Here is an 18,462-nt window from a genome sequence, read left to right on the forward strand (position 1 = left end):
CAGCCCTTGTGTCAGGGCAGCGGCTCTACCAGCAGGATATGGGAGTCATGCCCCGTCACCCGCACCTTGCTGCCGGCGAGCAGTGGCTGGCTGCAGCGCACCGTCCAGGCGGTGTCGTCCAGGTGTACCCGGCTCATCCCCTGAGTCACGTCATCCAGCAGCACCAGCTCGCGCCCCAGATACCCCTGCATCCGCTCGTTGATGGGGGCGGCGGCATCTTGATCGGAGCGATCCCGGCGGTGCTGCCAGCGCCACCAGGCCCAGGTGGTGAGCAGGGATTGCAGGGCGAACAGCAGCAGCTGGGCCTGCCAGCCGAAGGGCCAGACCAGCAGCAGCAGGCCCACCTCCAGCGCGGCGATGCCGGTCCAGAGTAGAAAGCCCACCGAGCCCAGCACCTCGATGGCCAGCAGCACGAAGCCGAGCCCCAGCCAGTGCCAGTGGGTCAGTCCCTCGAACAGGGCTGTCATGACTTGCCGCCCTTGCCATCCTTGAACAGCTCGGCCATGCCGGCCACGGCGCCGATCAGGCTGCCCGCCTCCAGCGGCATCATCACCACCTTGCTGTTGGGGCCTTCACCGATGCGGGCCAGCGCCTCTGTGTATTTCTGGGCCACGAAGTAGTTGATGGCCTGCAGATCCCCTTCGGCGATGGCTTTTGACACCATGTGGGTCGCCTTGGCTTCCGCTTCGGCGGCCCGCTCCCGCGCTTCGGCGGCGAGGAAGGCGGCCTGACGCTCACCCTCGGCTTTGAGGATCTGGGACTGCTTCTCCCCCTCCGCTTTCAGGATCTTGGACTGGCGCACCCCTTCGGCTTCCAGCACCTCGGCCCGTTTCTGACGCTCGGCCTTCATCTGGGCGTTCATGGCTTCGACCAGGGCCAGCGGCGGACGTACATCCTTGATCTCGATCCGGGTTACCTTGATGCCCCAGGGGGCGGTGGCCGCATCCATGGTGCGCAGCAGTTTCTCGTTGATGGTGTCGCGCTGGGAGAGCATCTCGTCCAGCTCCATGGCGCCCAGCACGGTCCGCATGTTGGTCATGGTCAGGTTGCGGATGGCGCTGGTGAGATCGTTGACCTCATAGCCCGCCTTGCGGGCGTCCACCACCTGCACGAAGCTGATGGCGTCTATGGTCACGTTGGCGTTGTCGCGGGAGATCACCTCTTGCGCCGGGATGTCCAGTACCTGCTCCATCATGATGATCTTGTGGCCGATGCGATCTATGTAAGGGATCAGCAGGTTGAGGCCGGGGGAGAGGGTGCGGGTGTAGCGGCCGAAGCGCTCCACGGTCCAGTTGTAACCCTGTGGCACTATCTTGATGCCGGCGCTCAGGGTGAGAAGTACCAGAAACACAAAGATCCCCAGCACAATCAATGACTCATTCATCATTTAGCTCCTTATGAAACACTTTCACTAGCCTATGGTCTTGCGTGCGGCACCACAAGCGCCTTTGTCATCATACGGTTTTGTTAATTACTAAAACGCATTAAAAAGCATTTTTTATTATTTTGAGGGATAAGCAGCCCTGCCTATAGTCGCCCCATATTAGTCGTGTTCCGAGGGATGGGCCGAAATGGATTATTTGCCGATGTTTGCCAAATTGGACGGTCGCCCGGTGCTGCTGGTGGGTGGGGGCGAAGTGGCCCTGCGCAAGGCACGCCTGCTGCTGGCGGCCGGTGTCAGGCTGACCCTGGTCTCCCCCGAGCTTGAACCCGACTTCCATGAGTTTGCCGGTCGCTTCACCCATCTGGCGGAGCGCTTCACCCCGGCCCACCTGGCCGGCCAGATCCTGGTGGTGGCCGCTACCGATGACCTCGAGGTGAACGCCCTGGTCTATCAGAGCGCCAACCAGCTCGGTCTGTTCGTCAACGTGGTGGACGACCCCAAGCGCTCCAGCTTCATCTTCCCCTCCATCATCGATCGCAGCCCCATCATGGTGGCGGTGTCCAGCGGCGGCAAGGCGCCGGTGCTGGTGCGCCTGCTGCGCGAGCGGCTGGAGAGCCTGTTGCCGCGCCACCTCGGCGGCCTGGCCGAGCTCTCCGGTCGGGTACGCGACCGGGCCAAGCGGGTGCTCTCCTCCATTTCCGACCGTCGCCGCTTCTGGGAGCGCGCCTTTGCCTCCAACACCCTGGCCGGTTTGATTGAGAAAGCCGATTGGCAGGGGGCCGAGCAGTGGTTGAACGAGGGGCTCGACAAAGCCCAGACCGAGGTGGGCGAGGTGGTGCTGGTAGGGGCGGGCCCCGGCGATCCGGGCCTGCTGACCCTCAAGGCGCTGCAACAGATCCAACAGGCCGAGGTGGTGCTCTATGACCAGCTGGTCTCCGCCGAGATCCTGGATCTGGTGCGCCGCGACGCCACCCTGGTGTCGGTCGGCAAGAAGGCGGGCGCCCACAGCGTGCCCCAAGAAGAGACCAACCGCCTGCTGGTGGAATACGCCAGGGCGGGCAACCGGGTGGTGCGGCTCAAGGGGGGCGATCCCTTCATGTTCGGCCGTGGTGGCGAGGAGCTGGAAGTGCTGGCAGAGGAGGGCATTCCCTTCTCCGTGGTGCCCGGCATCACGGCGGCTGCCGGTGCCACCGCCTATGCCGGCATTCCGCTCACCCACCGCGACCATGCCCAGAGCGCCGTTTTTATCACGGGCCACTGCCAGAAGGAGGGCAAGGAGCCCGACTGGCAGCAGCTCGCCGCCACCAGCCAGACCCTGGTCATCTACATGGGGCTGATGCGCTCCGAGCATATCCAGCAGCAGCTGGTGAACCATGGCCGAAGTGCCGCCACCCCCATCGCCATCATAGAGCGTGGCACCACGGCGCGGCAGCGGGTGCTGACCGGCACCTTGGCGGAGCTGGCCGAGCTGGCCGCCCAGGCGGTGAGCCCCTCCCTTATCGTCATCGGCGAGGTTGTTTCCTTACGCAAACAACTCGCCTGGTTTGGCGAGACGGCGCAGGGACAGGAGGCCGACAGCGGCCACGAGCTCAAGCTGGTGAGCCTGGCCTGAGGCCGAGACCCGAATAGATTTGACGGTGTTGCCATGGCGGCACCGACCTGAACCAAGACCGCGTACCGACCAGGCGCGTCAGCAATGAACCGAGGACCCAGACATGGACCGTGAAAGATTGACCCATCTGCAGCAACTGGAAGCCGAGAGCATCCACATCATCCGCGAGGTGGCTGCCGAATTTGAAAACCCGGTGATGATGTACTCCATCGGCAAGGACTCCTCCGTCATGCTGCACCTGGCCCGCAAGGCCTTCTATCCGGGCAAGATCCCGTTCCCCTTGCTGCACGTCGACACCGACTGGAAGTTCAAGGAGATGATCAAGTTTCGCGACGAGACCGCCAAAAAGTACGGGCTGGATCTCATCGTTCACAAGAACCCGGAAGGGCTCGCCATGGGCATCAACCCCTTCGTGCACGGCAGCGGCAAGCACACCGACATCATGAAGACAGAGGGGCTCAAGCAGGCGCTCAACAAATACGGCTTCGATGCCGCCTTCGGTGGGGCCCGCCGCGACGAGGAGAAGTCTCGTGCCAAGGAGCGGGTCTACTCCTTCCGCGACAAGTCTCACCGTTGGGATCCGAAAAACCAGCGCCCGGAGCTGTGGCGCGTCTACAACAGCCAGGTCAACAAGGGGGAGAGCATCCGGGTGTTCCCGCTCTCCAACTGGACCGAGCTCGACATCTGGCAATACATCTACCTCGAGAACATCGACATAGTGCCGCTCTACTTTGCGGCCCATCGCCCGGTGGTGGAGCGCAACGGCATCAAGATCATGGTGGATGACGAGCGCATGCCCATCGGCCCTGAAGACGAAGTGAAGCAGGAGCTGGTGCGCTTTCGTACCCTCGGCTGCTACCCGCTGACCGGGGCCATCGAATCCAATGCCACCACCTTGCCGGAGATCATCGAAGAGATGCTGATCACCACCTCGAGCGAGCGGCAGGGGCGGCTCATCGACCACGATCAGGCCGGCTCCATGGAGCAGAAGAAGCGTCAGGGCTATTTCTAAAAAAATGTTCTAAGGAATCGCAACATGAACAACCACATTCAGACCGCCATCAGCGAACAGGGCATTGAAGCCTACCTGCACGCCCAGCAACACAAGAGCCTGCTGCGCTTTCTCACCTGCGGCAGCGTGGACGACGGCAAGAGCACCCTTATCGGCCGCCTGCTGCACGACTCCCAGCAGATCTATGAAGATCAGCTCAAAGCGCTGGAGTCCGACAGCCAGAAGCTCGGCACCACCGGCGAGAAGCTGGACCTGGCCCTGCTGGTGGACGGCCTGCAGGCAGAGCGCGAGCAGGGCATCACCATCGACGTGGCCTACCGCTATTTCTCGACCGCGAAACGCAAATTCATCATCTCGGACACTCCGGGCCACGAGCAGTACACCCGCAACATGGCCACCGGCGCCTCCACCTGCGATCTGGCCATCATATTGATCGACGCCCGAAAGGGGGTGCTGGATCAGACTCGTCGCCACAGCTTTATTGCGAGCCTGCTCGGCATCAAGCAGTTCGTGGTGGCGGTCAACAAGATGGATCTGGTGGAGTTCAGTCAGGAGGTGTTCGAGCGCATCAGTGCCGATTACCGCGAATTCGCCAAGAAGCTCAGCGTCGACACCATCCATATCGTGCCGGTCTCGGCGCTGGACGGTGACAACGTGGTCAACCAGAGCGACAAGCTGGCCTGGTACGAAGGCGAAACCCTGCTCTCCCTGCTTGAAACCGCCGAGGTGGAACGCGAGCTGGAGCGCCATCCGGTGCGCCTGCCGGTGCAGTATGTGAACCGCCCCAACCTCGATTTTCGCGGCTTCGCGGGGACGCTCGCCTCCGGCATCCTGCGGGTGGGCGACCGGCTTGCTGTGCTGCCGTCCGGCAAAGAGAGCACGGTGACTCGCATCGTCACCTTCGACGGGGATCTGGAGTACGCCCTGCCGGGTCAGGCCATCACGGTCACCTTCGCGGACGAGATCGACATCAGCCGGGGCGACCTGCTGGTGGATGCCGCCAGAAAGCCCCAGGTGACTCAGAACGTGCTGGCCCACATCGTCTGGATGGGGGAAGAGTCCCTGCAACCGGGCCGGGTCTATGACGTCAAGCTGGCGACCAAGAAGAGCCGTGGTCAGGTGGAGGCCATCCGCCACCGCATCGAGATCAACAAGCTGGACCAGCTGGATGCGAGCGAACTCAAGCTCAACGAGATCGGCCTGTGCGAACTGAGCCTGACCGACCCGGTGGCGTTCGATCCGTATCAGGAGATCCGCGATACCGGCAGCTTCATCCTGATCGACCGGCTGACCAACGTCACCGTGGGCGCGGGCATGATAGTGGAAGGGCTGGCGGCCAAGGTTGTGGCAGGGCACTACAGCGAGTTCGAAGTCGAGCTCAACGCTCTGGTGCGCAAGCACTTCCCCCACTGGCAGGCGCTGACCATCAGCAACGATTCCGGCAAGGAGTAAGCCCATGACCTGGCAACAATCCCTGGTGCTGGGTCTGCTGGCTGCCCTCGTCGCCCTGCTGATCCAGGGCAAACTCCGGCCGGCGCAGCTCTTCTCGGGCGCCGTGCTCATCACCTACCTGAGCGGCCTGGCGGACATCAACGCCGTGGTGGCGGGCTACACCAACAGCGCCCTGCTGACCCTGGTGCTGTTGCTGCTGGTGTCGCTCGCGGTGGAAAAGACCCGGGTCATGAGCTGGTTCGCCAACCTGGTGGGCACCGGCTCCTTCAACAAGGTGCTGGTGAAGGTGTGGTTCTCCACCGCCTTCCTGTCGGCGTTCGTCAACAACACCGCCGTGGTGGCCTCCATGCTGGGGGCGGTCAAGCGCAACCCCAACCATGCGCCCTCCCGGTTGCTGCTGCCCATGTGCTTCGCGGCGACCTTTGGCGGCGTGCTGACCCTGATTGGCACCTCCACCAACCTCATCGTCAACAGCTTCCTCATCAAGATGGGGGCCAAGCCGCTCGGCATGTTCGACTTCTTTATGGTGGGGGCGGGGACCCTGGTCACCGGCCTGGTTGCCGTGTTGCTGTTTGCCCGCCACCTGCCGGAGCAGGACACCGAGATGAGCCGGGAATCCGGCTACTTTCTCGAAGCCAAGGTTGGCCCCGGTTCCCCCATGGCCGGGCGCAGCGTCAAGGAGAACGGCCTGCGCAGCCTGAAAAGTCTCTATCTTGCCGAGATCATCCGTGGCAATCAGGTGATCTGCCCGGTGCAGCCAGAACACGAGCTGCACGAGGGGGACATGCTGCTGTTTTGTGGCGATGTGGAGAGCGTCGGCGTGCTGCAGGAGCTCAAGGGGCTGGATCTCTACGGCCAGCACCGGCTCAATGGCCAGCACCTGGTGGAGGTGATCGTCAGCCACAGCTCGCGGCTGGTGGGTCAGACCATCAAGGATGCGGAGTTTCGCACCCACTTCGATGCGGTGGTGCTGGCGGTGCGCCGGGGTGAGACCCAGCTCACCGGCGGCCTCGGCCAGATTGAATTGCACGCAGGGGACACCTTGCTGCTGGCCCCCGGCCCCAAGTTTGCGGGCAACAAGTCCCTCTCCCGCGAGTTCGTGGTGGTGAGCGGGCTGGAGGCCTCCACCCGGCTCGATGCCACGCGCAGCGCCGCCGTGGTGGCGGGGTTCCTCGGGGTGCTGACCCTGTCGGTGCTCGATCTGGTGCCGCTGTTCAAGGGCTTGCTGGTGATGTTGGTGGTGCTGCTGTTCTCCCGCATCCTGACTCTGGACGAGATCCGCCGCCGTTTTCCGCTGGATATCTGGCTGGTGGTGGGCGGGGCGCTCGCCATCGCCGATCAGCTGGAAAAAAGCGGGCTGGCCAAGCTCATCGCCGACTGGCTGATGGGAGAGTTCAACGGCGCCAGCCCCATCATCGCCTTTATCGGCATCTACCTGTTTACCCTGGTGCTGACCGAGCTGATGAGCAACAACGCCGCGGCGGCGCTGGCCTTCCCCATGGGTTACCAGTTGGCGCTCAGCATGGATGTTTCGACCATGCCGTTCATTCTGGCGGTGCTGTTCGGGGCGAGCTCCAGCTTTATCCTGCCCTACGGCTACCAGACCAACCTGATGGTCTATGCGGCGGGCAACTACAAGATGCCGGATTACCTTAAATTAGCCCTGCCGGTCTCCCTGGCCTACAGCATCGGGGTGATCGTCATGGTGCCCCTGCTGTTTCCGTTTTAAGGCGGCGCAACTGGGCTTTGCAGGGAATAGGAATACACGACGACCGTGGCCCCCGTCAGTGGCGACTGGCCAGAGGCTGAGCTCCCGGGAGCCAGACCGTTTCAGCATTGAGGCGCGCGCGCCAAGCAAGGAGTGTGAATGAGCAATATCGTGTGGCATGCCCATGCCGTGGACAAACAGAGCCGGGCCGAGCAGAAGGGACAGAAGCCGCTGGTGATCTGGTTTACCGGGCTCTCCGGGGCGGGCAAATCCACCCTGGCGGGAGCCTTGGAGCAGGCGCTGGCGGCACAAGGCAAGCACACCTATCTGCTGGATGGGGACAATGTGCGCCACGGCCTGTGCGGGGATCTGGGCTTTGATGACGCCGCCCGCCAGGAGAATATCCGCCGGGTCGGCGAAGTGGCAAAACTGATGGTGGATGCGGGCCTGATCGTGCTCACCGCCTTTATCTCGCCGTTCCGTGCCGAGCGTGCGCTGGTGCGCAATCTCGTGGGTGAAGGGGAGTTTGTCGAGGTGTTTGTGGATGCCCCGCTCGCCGTCTGCGAAGAGCGCGATCCCAAGGGGCTCTACAAGAAGGCGCGGGCAGGGGAGATCACGAATTTCACCGGTATCGACTCGGCCTACGAGGCACCCGAGCAGCCAGAAATTCACCTGCTGAACGCCGGCAAGCCGGTGGAAGCCTTGGTGGATGAGCTGCTGACCGCCCTGCGGCTGCGGGGGCTGATTGACTAAGGTCGGTTGTCAGTGTCGAATATTGATAAATAAGGGGGCGTTTGCCCTCTTGTTTATTGTCTTCTAACTATTTCCTTTGTTGTCAGTAGCTAACGGATTAATAGGACATGTAGTATGGTGCTCAAAGGTGAATTTCCCTCTGACTTTTACTTTTAATAGCCGTATATAGTACTGTCAATTTTCAAATTTGTTATAAAACTATTCTTCTATGAGAAGACCTTTTTATGATGCGTGATATATTTTTGTAGTTCGGGAGTGACATCATATTTAGTTACTTTTAAAAAACAAGATATAGAACGAGCAAAGAAGAAGTTTGCAACTCTTAACCAAATTGAAACCATGTTTCTATTGCCTTCTGAATTATTATAAATTTCATTTAAACCACTGAGCCAAAGGGTCGGTGGAATTGAATGCACGAGTGTTGATAAGTCAGCAATAATACCAGAGACGAAGTCGGCATGTTCCTCACAAGAATTTTTTAACCTTTCCATTCTAGTGTTATAGAAAACACCTTCACCATTTTTCAGTTTATCAAGTCGGTGAGAATAACAGGGAGATGATTTGATTTTTTCCAATACTGTTCTTTTGAGTAAGGATAAAATTTTTCGGCTCTTTCATTATCTATCGATTTTTGGATTTTGCTAATGCGGCCTGATATATACATGCCCAAAATGTTACGGTGAAGGCTCAATCTTTCAGGTGTATCTGCATTACTCATCATGTCTAAAACATCATGAGTATCAATGATATTTCTTACTAAAGATGCAATTGAACGTTTATCTAATATTTCATTTGTATCATCTGCAGAAGGCAATAGCTTTATTAATGATACTGAGGTTGCTTGCAATGTAGTCGTCAAAAATATAGTTGGCCAATCAAAAAATTCTTCATCTTCATATGCTTTGTGAGCTCTATTTATGTATTGTTCGAACAAGGTAATACCATATGCAAGAGTACCTGCTTGTGATGAAAATAAATCAGACATAAACATTCCCTTGTTTTATAAATTAGCTTTATGCAGTAGCACGTAGTGCCGCCAGAGGTTAAAACACAGTTGTGTGTTCTTTAGCGTAGAGCAGCATGATATTCATCATATATTTCCTTGAATTTATCTTTTCGATTTTTCATATCAAATGGGAAACTTTTAAGAATTAGATTTGCAGATGCTTCTGTATATTTATGGATTTTATTTAAACCGTGATGGGATGGAATATGATATGTTGGGTTGTCTTTTATCCCAAGTTTCCATGTAACAGCGTCAAAGTAAGGGTTGTCAATTTTTACTTTTTTAGAAAGAGCTGTTTTTGTCAAGGGGTGCGTGTTTGCAAAATCGACAGGTTTTTGTATCTCAATGCCATGTTTTATTTCAACTTTTCTAACCACATAATAAGCTTTTCCACCTTCATTTTCATCCTCAACAAAACTCCCGCTATCAATCCAGTTTAGTTTTTGCGCGGTGTCATTTGTTAAATATACAGAAGCTGCCTGATCATTTCCAGATAACTCATGAGCATCAATAACTGCTGCTTTATCTATGCCCACTTTATTCAGTAGCGTAATATTGTCAATCATTGCTTTGAAATAAGATTCACGCTCAGTATCAAGCATGTATATTAAATCAGCATATTTAATTTCATCAGTGGAGGCTGAATATCTATAATAAATTGCACCTTCGCGTAGAACTTCTTTATCAGGCTTACCTTGTTCAGCTCTGATTGATTTTGATTTCTTGCAAATTATTGGTTTTCTGTGAGCTGGCTTAACCAACAAAGCATGAATTTTTAGACCGTGTTTTTCAATTACATGTGATTCGAAAAGGATCTCTGGCTGAAAATACTCTTTTAAAAAGTTTGTGATGACTACATCATCTGGGGCTTCAGCTTCTACGATCCCTATCAGCTCTCGAGGCTTATCTTTTACACCAAAAAAAAGGACACCACCATCTCGATTCGCAAAGGCTGCCATTGTCTTTGCAAATTTTGGTAGGTTGTTGTTTTCGAATTTAAGCTTGAATTCTCTATGCTCACTCTCGCGGTTGCTTACTTTATTTGTTGCCTTATCAACACTTAATTCAAGTAGCTTAGGTAACTGAATCTTTTTAGTTTTCATGATAAACCTATGATAAATAAGTGGTGATAATTACATTAGTTTCGGGACATCCACCAATTTGACGGCAGCGTAGCATGCTGCTTCGCTTGATGGGTAGCCAGTCAAGGAGTTTGCCATGACCATCGCTCGTTCACGTCAGATTAGCATGTAAGACACTCCCGATTACCATGTGGTCAGCCGTTGTATGCGGAGGGTTTCCTTGTCTGGGCAAGATGCGCATTCTGGTAATATCTAGAATGTTTGGCTAAAAATTGTAGGTTGGTACTGAACGCAGTGAAGCCGAACGTTTACCGAACAACCAAATCCATATTTATCCCGCTCTGGTTGAGGTGATCATACTCGTCCGTTGGGCTTCGCTCTGCGCTAACCCACAACCACCACGTGACCGTCCCTGAGTTTCAATATTCAGCGCTTCAATCAGTTGTCGCTGGATTTATTGGCTGGATTGCCTAGCTTCGACCTTAACCATATATTTATATCCTTTACTACCTCTTTGCGCTGACTTTTCCCGTCACTGTCCTTGAATCCATGATCGAGTTCTTCGTAACGCCGATACTCAATATTGCTTTTCCCGAGGACTTTAAGACGCTGCATCAACTCATCTGTTTTTTGCGGTGATACTGAGGTGTCCATTCCACCCTGAATGATCAGCAAAGGAGACTTTACTTTTTTAAGGGTATCCAGCTGATCGATGGAGAGCATCTGCTGCCACCAATGATAGCCATGTCCGCTCACCTCAAGATCAAATGGTTTGCTGTTAAGAACATGCTGGGCAAACCCTTTAAAACCGTCGATCTCTTTTCTCGCCGTTTCGAGATTTTTATGCTCTGCAGCGATGCTGTGTGAGACGTCATCGATAAACCAGCGGCCACCGCCATTAAAGGCGACGGTGGCATCGATATAGTCAACTGCTGCGGTCACTAGGTTGGCAATAACGGCCCCTTCACTGCCGCCCAATAGGATGAACTTTTTGTATTGCCCATCTTTTCGAACGATATCGAGCACAGTTTCGATATCCGCGACCCGCTGTGCAGGGCTGTCCTTTTCAAGGTACTGAGCAGGACAATCCTTGCGTGCCGGATCGGTACTGTATTTTAATTTTCTGTCAATGTCGTACTTTTCGACTAGCAGAATATCAGCTTCTGGCCAAACATCTTTATAGTCAGAGAGTATCGAATCAATGTTAAGCACGCTGTTGCAATCAGAACCTTGCAGAATCAACAGCAAGGTGTCTGTATCATGGGAATATTGGACCAAGTAATAGGAGATAGGCGAGCCATCATCCCTGCTGGCTGTGCGAGTCATGACCTCTTGGGCGCTTGTCGAGCATGTCAAAAATAGCAACAATAAATATATTGTTCGCATTCTCATTTTACCCTTGGCGATCAGAACAAGGCGAAACCATGCTGCACGCAGCAATCCTGCCGAATTCATAAAATGCAAATGATTCAGGTTACCATAGCATCATGGTAATGATACTAGCCCCAGCTGTTATTGGTTTTTGCATAACGTACGACCTGATATATCGCTATGTTTTCATTTCCCAGCAGCCGGATTATTTCTGGTATGCATTGAATGGGGAGCTCCATTTCATAGCCATGGGCCAAGGTTACTATTTTTTCAGCCCGTGCGGGGCCAAGAAAACCAGAGATGATTTTCTTGGCCATACCATCATGATCACGAATCTCGAAATAGACGCGGTACATGTCAGATGTGTAATCCAGTGGTGTGCCTATTTCTTGCGTCTCATATGGCGGTACTGCGTCTGTGTTGTTCATGTTGCCTCTGAACTCTTTAATTTGTTTAATGCGCCCAGGAGATATTACGCATTGGCGTATTATGTCTGAAGGGAAATGCTGCCTTTTATGGCGAAGCGTTTCCAGTGAAATTAGTAGCCTGGCTGGCTGTGGCGTTTTTTTAGTGCTATCACCTGGGCAGTGAAATAATGGCGCCAACAAAATCAGGGCTGTAATCCTTGTTAATAACGCGCATCAGGTCGCCACCCGCGTGGCTATTCCTCAAGCAAGGCTACCGCCCCTGAATTCCAGCCTCCAGCTTGCTGCTTTTCCCTGCGGTGTGGCTCTGGTCTGGTACATGGCTGACTCCGACAAGAGGGGATCTGATGGCCATGTTACCGAACGGAGCTGGTTAGGGAAGGGGGAGTGAGTGATTTCTCGGGCAAGATCAATAAATTGAGCTGCCATGGGGGGGCGGGCGATAGGGGTATCTCAGCGTCCGTACTTTCTCAATGCTCGCTGCGTATTTGGGCGGGGGGAATGAACTGCGGGATGCCACTCTGTTGAATGAGTTGCAGAGCAGATGCCAAGGTAATGACATCAAGGCCGGGCCAGTGATGGCATGGGCATCCCGGCCCAGTCAGATCTGCGTTTCCCACCAGAGATAAATGGGCCAGCTGCCGGTGACGACAGGGGCCCTTTTTTGTTGTTAGCGCACGGTCTCGGGATCAGCGGGCCAGCACCACCTGGCCGGCGGGGCTGGGATTGGCAAGTTGTGGAGAGGCGGGTTGTTGCTGGAACTGGCGTACCAGCCGATCCAGGTCACTCAGTTGCCGCACCAGCTGGTTGATGCCGTGGACGGCATGCTGACTGCCTTGGCTTGAGTCATCGGCCAGGGTCTTGATGCTGAGCACGTTGCGGTCGATATCGGCGGTGACCTGGGATTGCTCCTGCACGGCCTGGGCTATCTGGCTGCTGCCGGAGGCGACCTGCTGCAACATGCTGTTGATCTGCTGCAGTATGGTGCCGGTAGCGGAGGCCTTCTGCTGGCAGCTGGCGGAGAGATCCCCCCCTTTTTCCATCGCCTGCTCGGCGTTGGCCGCGCTGGTTTGCAGCAGGTTGATCATCTTCTGGATCTCGCCGGTGGAGGACTGGGTCTTGATGGCCAGGGATCTGATCTCGTCCGCCACCACCGAGAAACCGCGGCCCGCCTCACCGGCCCGGGCCGCCTCGATGGCCGCATTGAGAGCCAGAAGGTTGGTCTGGTTGGCAATGCTGTTGATGACATCGAGGATGCCGTCGATATCCCGGCATTGGGTCGCCAGGGTGTGGATCACCGTCTTGGAGGTGGCGATCTCGCCGTGCATTCCTTCGACCGCCCCTATGGTCTCCTGCACGCTGCGGTTGCCCTCCCGGAACAGGTCGGCGGTTTCATCCAGCAGGTCGGAGGCGGCGGTGGAGCTGTGGGACACCTCGCGGATCGACTCGGCCATCTGGGTGATGGCGGTGGCGACCTGATTGGTCTCGGCCTGTTGTTGCTGCAGGTTGCTGGTGATGGATTCGGCATTGCGCAGATCGCCTTCCGCCGAGTGCAGGATCCGGCTGCAGGTCTGCTGGGTGCGCGCCAGCACGGCGTTGAACTCGGCCTGATTCATCAGCATGGCGAGCTCGATGGCGGCGATGTTGTCGACCTTGTTGGTGTAGAGCAACTGCATCAGCGGGTTGTCGAAGCGGCTGCGGGCCAGCTTGTCGAGCTTGCCGAGGCGACGGCTCAGGGCCTGGGTGATCATGGCCGCCAGCAGCAAAGGCAGCACGGCCAGGGCCAGCAGCCAGCCGGAGGACTGCTCATAGCCCAGCGCCATCATGGCCACCAGGCTCGGCAACAGGCAGAGGGTGATTGCCAGCGTGTGGGAGAAGGCCGGCAGCCTGAGCGCCAGCGGCGCCTTGTCGGCGCGCAGCCCGGCATAGATGCGCTCGGCCCGCTGCTTGATCTCCTCGCTGGGGGCGGTACGCACCGATTGATACTCCACCACCTTGCCGTGGGCATCCTTGATCGGCGTGACGAAGGCGCTGACCCAGTAGTGATCGCCGTTCTTGCAGCGATTCTTCACCGGGCCCATCCAGCTCTTGCCGGCCCGGATATGGTGCCAGAGGTCGGCGAAGGCCTGCTTGGGCATGTCTGGATGGCGCACCAGGTTGTGGTGCTCCCCCTGCAGCTCCTCCAGCGTGAAGCCGGCAATCTGGCAGAACTCCTCGTTGGCATAGGTGATGCGGCTCTCCAGATCCGTGGTGGAGATGAGGTGCTGGTGTTCGGGATAGCGACGCTCATGCTGGGTGACAGGCTGATTGACTCTCATGGTGTGCTCCGAAACCGGGTTGTGGGGAAGGAGTCATCACCAATGCAAGGGCCGCACCAGCGGGGGTGAAAATCGTCGATCATGCGGCACTCATTCGGCACGGCGGGGGGCGATGGCCGGTGGAGAGCGGATCTGTGGGCGTGGGGCTGGCGAGTCAGAGGCGGCGGATTTGCATTTCAGGAACCGTTTTGGCAACGGCGGCGCCATTTCGAGAGCGGCGCTGGGGAGCGCAAAACAGCGGAGCCCTGACGGGCTCCGGAGGATCAGGGGGTCGGTTCGGCCGGGGCCGGCTCAGGCCCGGCGGGCGGGGTCAGCATCATGGTTTCGATCTGCAGCCCCTGCACCAGCACGGTTTTCAGATCCTGCAGGTACTCCTCCAGCGGCGGCTCCTGCAGCAGCTGGGCGAGCTCGTTGCCGACCGGGGTCAGCCGGTAGTAGAGCAGGGTGATGTTGGCCTGCTTGCGCTGCAGGCGCCAGCGCTGATCGCCGAACTCCAGCTCCACCCCGTCGGCGGGCAGCGGGCCGGATTCCAGCTCACCCCGGTGCAGCAGGCCGAGTTCGAACAGCTGCAGCAGGGCGTTGTAAGGGATGCGGTACTTGCCAAGGCCGAGCCGGGTCACCCGGGCGCGGCTGAGCAGGCTGGCTCCCTTGTGCAGCCCCAGTAGCAGGCGCTGCTCGTCGCTGCCCACGTAGTGGCAGGAGAGGGAGCAGATGCGCTGGAACAGCTGGGCCTCGCGCTGGGTCATCTCCTTGAGGGTGGAGAGCGCCCGGATGGAGAAGCGGCCCGGGGTGGCGATCTCGATGGCGAAGATGCGGCCCCACAGCTGCTGCATGGGCACCATGCTGATGTCTTCCGCCAGTTGCAGGAAGTGGGTCAGCCAGTCGCTGTCCATCTCGCCGCCGGCGGCGGTCTCCTCGCAGTGGCGGGAGGCCATCACCATGATGGATTCCAGGTTGCGCTGGCGGGCGGCCTGATCCGCCAGCTGGCGAAAGGCGGCGCGCTGCTCGAAGGTACTGTCGCTGTTGCGGGTGAGCATGCCGTCGATGCCGCGGCTGCGGGCCAGGCGCAGGGTCTGCTCCTGGCTGCTCAGGATGGAACTCTCTTTCTTGGGCGGGGGCAGGTCAGCCATGCTGGCTCCGTGATCGCAAGGTCTAGCCTTGAATGTTACTCCAACCGGGATGGCGGGCAATCCCTCAGGCAGGGGCTGGCCGGGTTCTTGCCGTCGCGGATAACAAAACGGCCCCCCGCGGGAGGCCGTGTGCCTGGTTACTGCTCTTCGTAGACGCTGACCTCGACCGCCTCCAGCGAATAGGAGGCGGTGGCCATCTCGTGACTGGAGCTGACCGTGCGCATCTTGCCCTTCACCCAGATGGCGTCCCACAGGTCATCCACCGGCGCCCCCTTGGGGTAGCTCACATAGACCACCTGGTTGGTGGGCGGGGGAGGCACATGGATGCAGGCGCCGAAGTAGGGCACCAGCAGGAAGGCGGTGATCTTCTTGGCATCCCCCTCCAGCGGCACCACGAAGCCCGGGATGCGCACCTCTTGGCCGTCCAGCTTCTTGTTGACCCCGCCCACCGGCTGGGGCACGGAGGCAAGATTGCCATCGTGGCTCACCTGGGGTGGGGGCAGCAGTTTTTCACCTTCTGGAATGAGCACATCCCAGTCAATGGTCTTGTAGTCGGCGGCCATGGCCGGCAGCGTCAGCAGGGCGGCCAGCAGCGCCACGATTTTCCACTTCATCATCTATCCTTCTCATTTTTTATGGGCGCCTGGCTAGACGCGAATGCTCATGCCATCGCTCAGGCTGTAGCGATAGGCGCGGGCGGCGGGCAACAGGCCTATCACCATGCCGGCCAGCCAGACCAGCCCCAGCAGTTGCCATTCGTGGGCACTTGGCAGCCCCAGGCTCAATTGCAGGCCATAGTGACCGAGCAGCCAGGGGGTGGCAAGGGCTTGGCCCAGGTAGAGCGCGGCCACCCCGAGCGCGATGCCGGCAGTGGTGAGGGCCATCGCCTCCAGCGCCAGCAGCAGGAACAGGTGGGAGGGGCCGGCGCCGAGAGAGCGCAAGATGGCGAGCTCACGGCGCCGCTCGTTGAGGCCGGCCAGTAGGGTGGTCAGCATGCCGATGAGGCCTGCCACCACCACGAAGCCGGCGATCACCGACAGCGCCGTCTCCGCCACGCTCATCAGGCTCCACAGCTCCTGCAGGGCGGCCCCCGGCAGGATCGCCATCAGCGGCTCGCCCCGGTAGGTGTTGACGCTGCGCTGCAGCTGGAACGCCAGGATCCGGTTGCTGAGCCCCACCATGAAGGCGGTGATGGTCTTGGGGGTGAGATCCTGTGCCAGTGCCTGCTCGGCGGTCACGTTCTTGCTGTGACGGCCGGTGTCCCAGCCCAGGTGGATCGCCTCGATACCGGCCAGCGGCACATGGATGGTGCGATCGATGGGGGTGCCGGTCGGTGCCAGGATCCCCACCACCTTGAACGGCAGGTTGTCGTGCTGGCTGAACGAGGTGTTGCCGGCGCCGTGGGCGATGACGATGGACTGCCCCAGGTGATAGCCGAGCTTCTCGGCCACCTGGGCGCCGAGCACCGCCTCGAACGGCGTGTCGAACGCTCGCCCTTCACGCAGCTCCAGCGCCTGCTGCTGACCGTACTTCAGGTGGGTGAAGTAGTCGCCATTGGTGCCGAGCACGCGAAACCCCTTGTGGGAGTCGCCAAGGGAAAGCGGGATGGTCCAGGCGATGCCGCGCTGGTTCTTGATGGCCTGATAGGCATCCCAGCCTACGTTGTTGGTGGGATTGCCGATGCGAAACACCGAATAGAGCAGCAGGTTCACCTGGCCGGAGCGGGCGCCGACGATGAGGTCCGTGCCCGACACCGTATTGGCGAAGCTCTCGCGCGCCTGGTTGCGTACCCGCTCCACCCCGAGCAGCAGGGTGACGCTGATGGCGACGGCCAGCAGGGTGAGCCCGGCGGTGAGGCGGCGGGCCCAGAGGCTTTGCAGGGCGAGTTTCAGCATGTTGCCCTCCTGTTCAGTTGTTGCAGGTTTTCCACCCGCGGAAAGAGCGGTTCGAGGTAGGGGTCGTGGCTGACGAAGATCAGGGTCGAGCCCTGCTTGTCGCACTCCTCGAACAACAGCTTGATGAAGGCGGCCCGGTTGTCGGTATCGAGGGCCGAGGTGGGCTCGTCGGCGATCACCAGCGGCGGTGAGCCGATGAGCGCGCGGGCAGCGGCCACCCGTTGCTGCTGGCCGATGCTGAGGGCATGGACGGGCCTGTGCAGCGCCTCCTCGGGCAGTTGTAATTCCCGCAGCAGGCGGCGCGCCTCCTCGGCCGGGCTGCCCTGCAGCCGGGCCCGCTTCTCGGGGGAGAAGGTGAGGGCGCTGGTGACGTTGTCCTGCACGGATAAAAACGGCAGCAGGTTGAACTGCTGGAAGATGTAACCCAGATTGGCCGCCCGGAAGTGGTCACGGGCACGGCCAGAGAGCCGGGCCAACGGTTGGCCCAGCACCTCCAGGGTGCCGTGGTTGGCGGTCTGGATCCCGGCCAGCAGGCCGAGCAGGGTCGACTTGCCCGAACCGGACGGCCCCTTGATGAACACCCGTTCCCCCTCGCCGATGGTGAGGGCGGGCAGATCGAGTACAACCTCGTGACCCGGCCAGGCAAAGGCCAGATCGCGGATCTCAACCACGGCATTTTTCATGGCGTTACCAGCTCAGTTTGTTGGCGGAGGGGGTCAGCTCGGCCGCGGTCTGGCCGCTGGGCAGGATGCCCTGCACGCTCAGCTTCTCCAGGCTCGGATAGACGCTGAACAGGGTGGCTTCCAGCCCGGTCAGTTTGGCTGGCTCCGCGCAGGTGTAGGTGTACATGGCACCCATGTCGGCGTGACCGGCATCGTCGTGCTGGTGTTCGTCGTGCTTGCCGTCAGACTTCTGGTGGTCATGGTCATGGTCATGGTCATGGTCATGGTCATGGTCATGGTCATGGTCGTGATCTTCCTTGGCGGCCTGCAGCGCCTGCTGGGTCAGCGTGCAGCCGGCGGCCGGGTCGAAGCGCAGCAGGGCATCGGGTTGCTTGAGCTGGGCCATGGCCTTGGCGTATTGCGCTTTCTCGTCATCGCTCTTGGCGGCGTGCTCGAAGCCCACCAGATCGGCGGCGGGGGCCTGCAGCTCGATCATCAGCTGGTTGCCGTCGAGCACCAGGTTGAGGTGGCCGTGGCCGTGCTCGTGGGCGCCGTGGCCGTGACTGTCGTGTTCATCGTGGTTTGCCTGCACGCCAAATGCGGCGGCCGCCAGTAACAGGGTGACTGCTTTCATCGTTAATCCTTTGAAAAA

Annotated in this window: 18 protein-coding genes and 1 pseudogene; 6 read left to right on the top strand and 13 right to left on the bottom strand. The window is 58.6% G+C overall.

From position 1 onward, the window contains the following. Positions 1-11: 11 nt before the first annotated feature. The gene (locus AB5Y81_RS19815) at positions 12-467 is read right to left on the bottom strand and encodes an NfeD family protein (RefSeq protein ID WP_010636234.1); all 456 of its coding nucleotides are present in this window, start codon (positions 465-467) and stop codon (positions 12-14) included. Next, the gene (locus AB5Y81_RS19820; RefSeq protein ID WP_005304750.1) at positions 464-1,384 is read right to left on the bottom strand and encodes an SPFH domain-containing protein; all 921 of its coding nucleotides are present in this window, start codon (positions 1,382-1,384) and stop codon (positions 464-466) included. The genes AB5Y81_RS19815 and AB5Y81_RS19820 overlap by 4 nt, the downstream gene beginning before the upstream one ends. Positions 1,385-1,571: 187 nt before the next feature. Between AB5Y81_RS19820 and cysG the strand changes: the two genes are divergently transcribed. The 5 genes from cysG (at position 1,572) to cysC (ending at position 7,921) form a co-directional block, all read left to right on the top strand. Then, positions 1,572-2,996, top strand: a complete 1,425-nt coding sequence (cysG, locus tag AB5Y81_RS19825; RefSeq protein WP_279485296.1) for a siroheme synthase CysG — start codon at positions 1,572-1,574, stop codon at positions 2,994-2,996. A gap of 103 nt (positions 2,997-3,099) precedes the next feature. After that, positions 3,100-4,008 carry a sulfate adenylyltransferase subunit CysD gene (cysD, locus tag AB5Y81_RS19830; protein WP_054543456.1) on the top strand — a complete coding sequence of 303 codons (909 nt, stop codon included), beginning with the start codon at positions 3,100-3,102 and terminating at the stop codon, positions 4,006-4,008. Positions 4,009-4,032: 24 nt separating this feature from the next. Further along, on the top strand, positions 4,033-5,460 hold the full coding sequence (gene cysN / locus AB5Y81_RS19835) for a sulfate adenylyltransferase subunit CysN (RefSeq protein WP_279485297.1): 1,428 nt from the start codon (positions 4,033-4,035) through the stop codon (positions 5,458-5,460). Positions 5,461-5,464: 4 nt separating this feature from the next. Continuing rightward, positions 5,465-7,189, top strand: coding sequence for an SLC13 family permease (locus tag AB5Y81_RS19840; protein ID WP_279485298.1), 1,725 nt, complete (start codon positions 5,465-5,467; stop codon positions 7,187-7,189). 138 nt (positions 7,190-7,327) lie between these two features. Next, the gene (gene cysC, locus AB5Y81_RS19845; protein ID WP_279485299.1) at positions 7,328-7,921 is read left to right on the top strand and encodes an adenylyl-sulfate kinase; all 594 of its coding nucleotides are present in this window, start codon (positions 7,328-7,330) and stop codon (positions 7,919-7,921) included. A gap of 206 nt (positions 7,922-8,127) precedes the next feature. Here cysC and AB5Y81_RS19850 read toward each other — a convergent pair whose 3' ends face one another. The 3 genes from AB5Y81_RS19850 to AB5Y81_RS19860 all read right to left on the bottom strand — a co-directional run bounded on the left by AB5Y81_RS19850 (position 8,128) and on the right by AB5Y81_RS19860 (position 10,030). Further along, a complete protein-coding gene (locus AB5Y81_RS19850) occupies positions 8,128-8,496 on the bottom strand; it encodes a hypothetical protein (protein ID WP_368146773.1) in 369 nt (122 codons plus the stop codon). Then, positions 8,445-8,906 (bottom strand): hypothetical protein, encoded by a 462-nt coding sequence (locus AB5Y81_RS19855; protein WP_368146775.1) that lies wholly within the window; start codon positions 8,904-8,906, stop codon positions 8,445-8,447. The genes AB5Y81_RS19850 and AB5Y81_RS19855 overlap by 52 nt, the downstream gene beginning before the upstream one ends. Before the next feature lie 80 nt (positions 8,907-8,986). Continuing rightward, on the bottom strand, positions 8,987-10,030 hold the full coding sequence (locus AB5Y81_RS19860; protein WP_123247360.1) for a helix-turn-helix domain-containing protein: 1,044 nt from the start codon (positions 10,028-10,030) through the stop codon (positions 8,987-8,989). Between the two features lie 115 nt (positions 10,031-10,145). On the opposite strand from AB5Y81_RS19860, the pseudogene AB5Y81_RS19865 reads away from it, so the two are divergent. After that, a pseudogene (locus AB5Y81_RS19865) lies at positions 10,146-10,256 on the top strand (alpha-amylase family glycosyl hydrolase); the annotation flags it as partial. 191 nt (positions 10,257-10,447) lie between these two features. On the opposite strand, the gene AB5Y81_RS19870 reads toward AB5Y81_RS19865, so the two are convergent. The 8 genes from AB5Y81_RS19870 to AB5Y81_RS19905 all read right to left on the bottom strand — a co-directional run bounded on the left by AB5Y81_RS19870 (position 10,448) and on the right by AB5Y81_RS19905 (position 18,444). Then, a complete protein-coding gene (locus AB5Y81_RS19870) occupies positions 10,448-11,335 on the bottom strand; it encodes an alpha/beta hydrolase family protein (RefSeq protein ID WP_368146777.1) in 888 nt (295 codons plus the stop codon). A 173-nt stretch (positions 11,336-11,508) separates the two neighbouring features. Further along, a complete protein-coding gene (locus AB5Y81_RS19875; protein ID WP_279485304.1) occupies positions 11,509-11,808 on the bottom strand; it encodes a hypothetical protein in 300 nt (99 codons plus the stop codon). Between the two features lie 686 nt (positions 11,809-12,494). Continuing rightward, positions 12,495-14,123 carry a PAS domain-containing methyl-accepting chemotaxis protein gene (locus AB5Y81_RS19880; RefSeq protein ID WP_279485305.1) on the bottom strand — a complete coding sequence of 543 codons (1,629 nt, stop codon included), beginning with the start codon at positions 14,121-14,123 and terminating at the stop codon, positions 12,495-12,497. 263 nt (positions 14,124-14,386) lie between these two features. Then, a complete protein-coding gene (locus AB5Y81_RS19885; protein ID WP_019840503.1) occupies positions 14,387-15,253 on the bottom strand; it encodes a TIGR03899 family protein in 867 nt (288 codons plus the stop codon). A 137-nt stretch (positions 15,254-15,390) separates the two neighbouring features. Then, positions 15,391-15,870 (bottom strand): DUF3299 domain-containing protein, encoded by a 480-nt coding sequence (locus tag AB5Y81_RS19890; protein ID WP_010636242.1) that lies wholly within the window; start codon positions 15,868-15,870, stop codon positions 15,391-15,393. 30 nt (positions 15,871-15,900) lie between these two features. Beyond that, on the bottom strand, positions 15,901-17,148 hold the full coding sequence (locus AB5Y81_RS19895) for an ABC transporter permease (protein ID WP_279485306.1): 1,248 nt from the start codon (positions 17,146-17,148) through the stop codon (positions 15,901-15,903). Then, positions 17,142-17,831, bottom strand: coding sequence for an ABC transporter ATP-binding protein (locus tag AB5Y81_RS19900; protein ID WP_005304683.1), 690 nt, complete (start codon positions 17,829-17,831; stop codon positions 17,142-17,144). The genes AB5Y81_RS19895 and AB5Y81_RS19900 overlap by 7 nt, the downstream gene beginning before the upstream one ends. A 4-nt stretch (positions 17,832-17,835) precedes the next feature. Then, positions 17,836-18,444: a DUF2796 domain-containing protein gene (locus AB5Y81_RS19905; RefSeq protein WP_268037477.1), complete on the bottom strand. Its 609-nt coding sequence runs from the start codon at positions 18,442-18,444 to the stop codon at positions 17,836-17,838. Positions 18,445-18,462 lie beyond the last annotated feature (18 nt).

This window comes from Aeromonas sp. s2 (assembly GCF_040907935.1).
Lineage (GTDB): Bacteria > Pseudomonadota > Gammaproteobacteria > Enterobacterales > Aeromonadaceae > Aeromonas > Aeromonas dhakensis.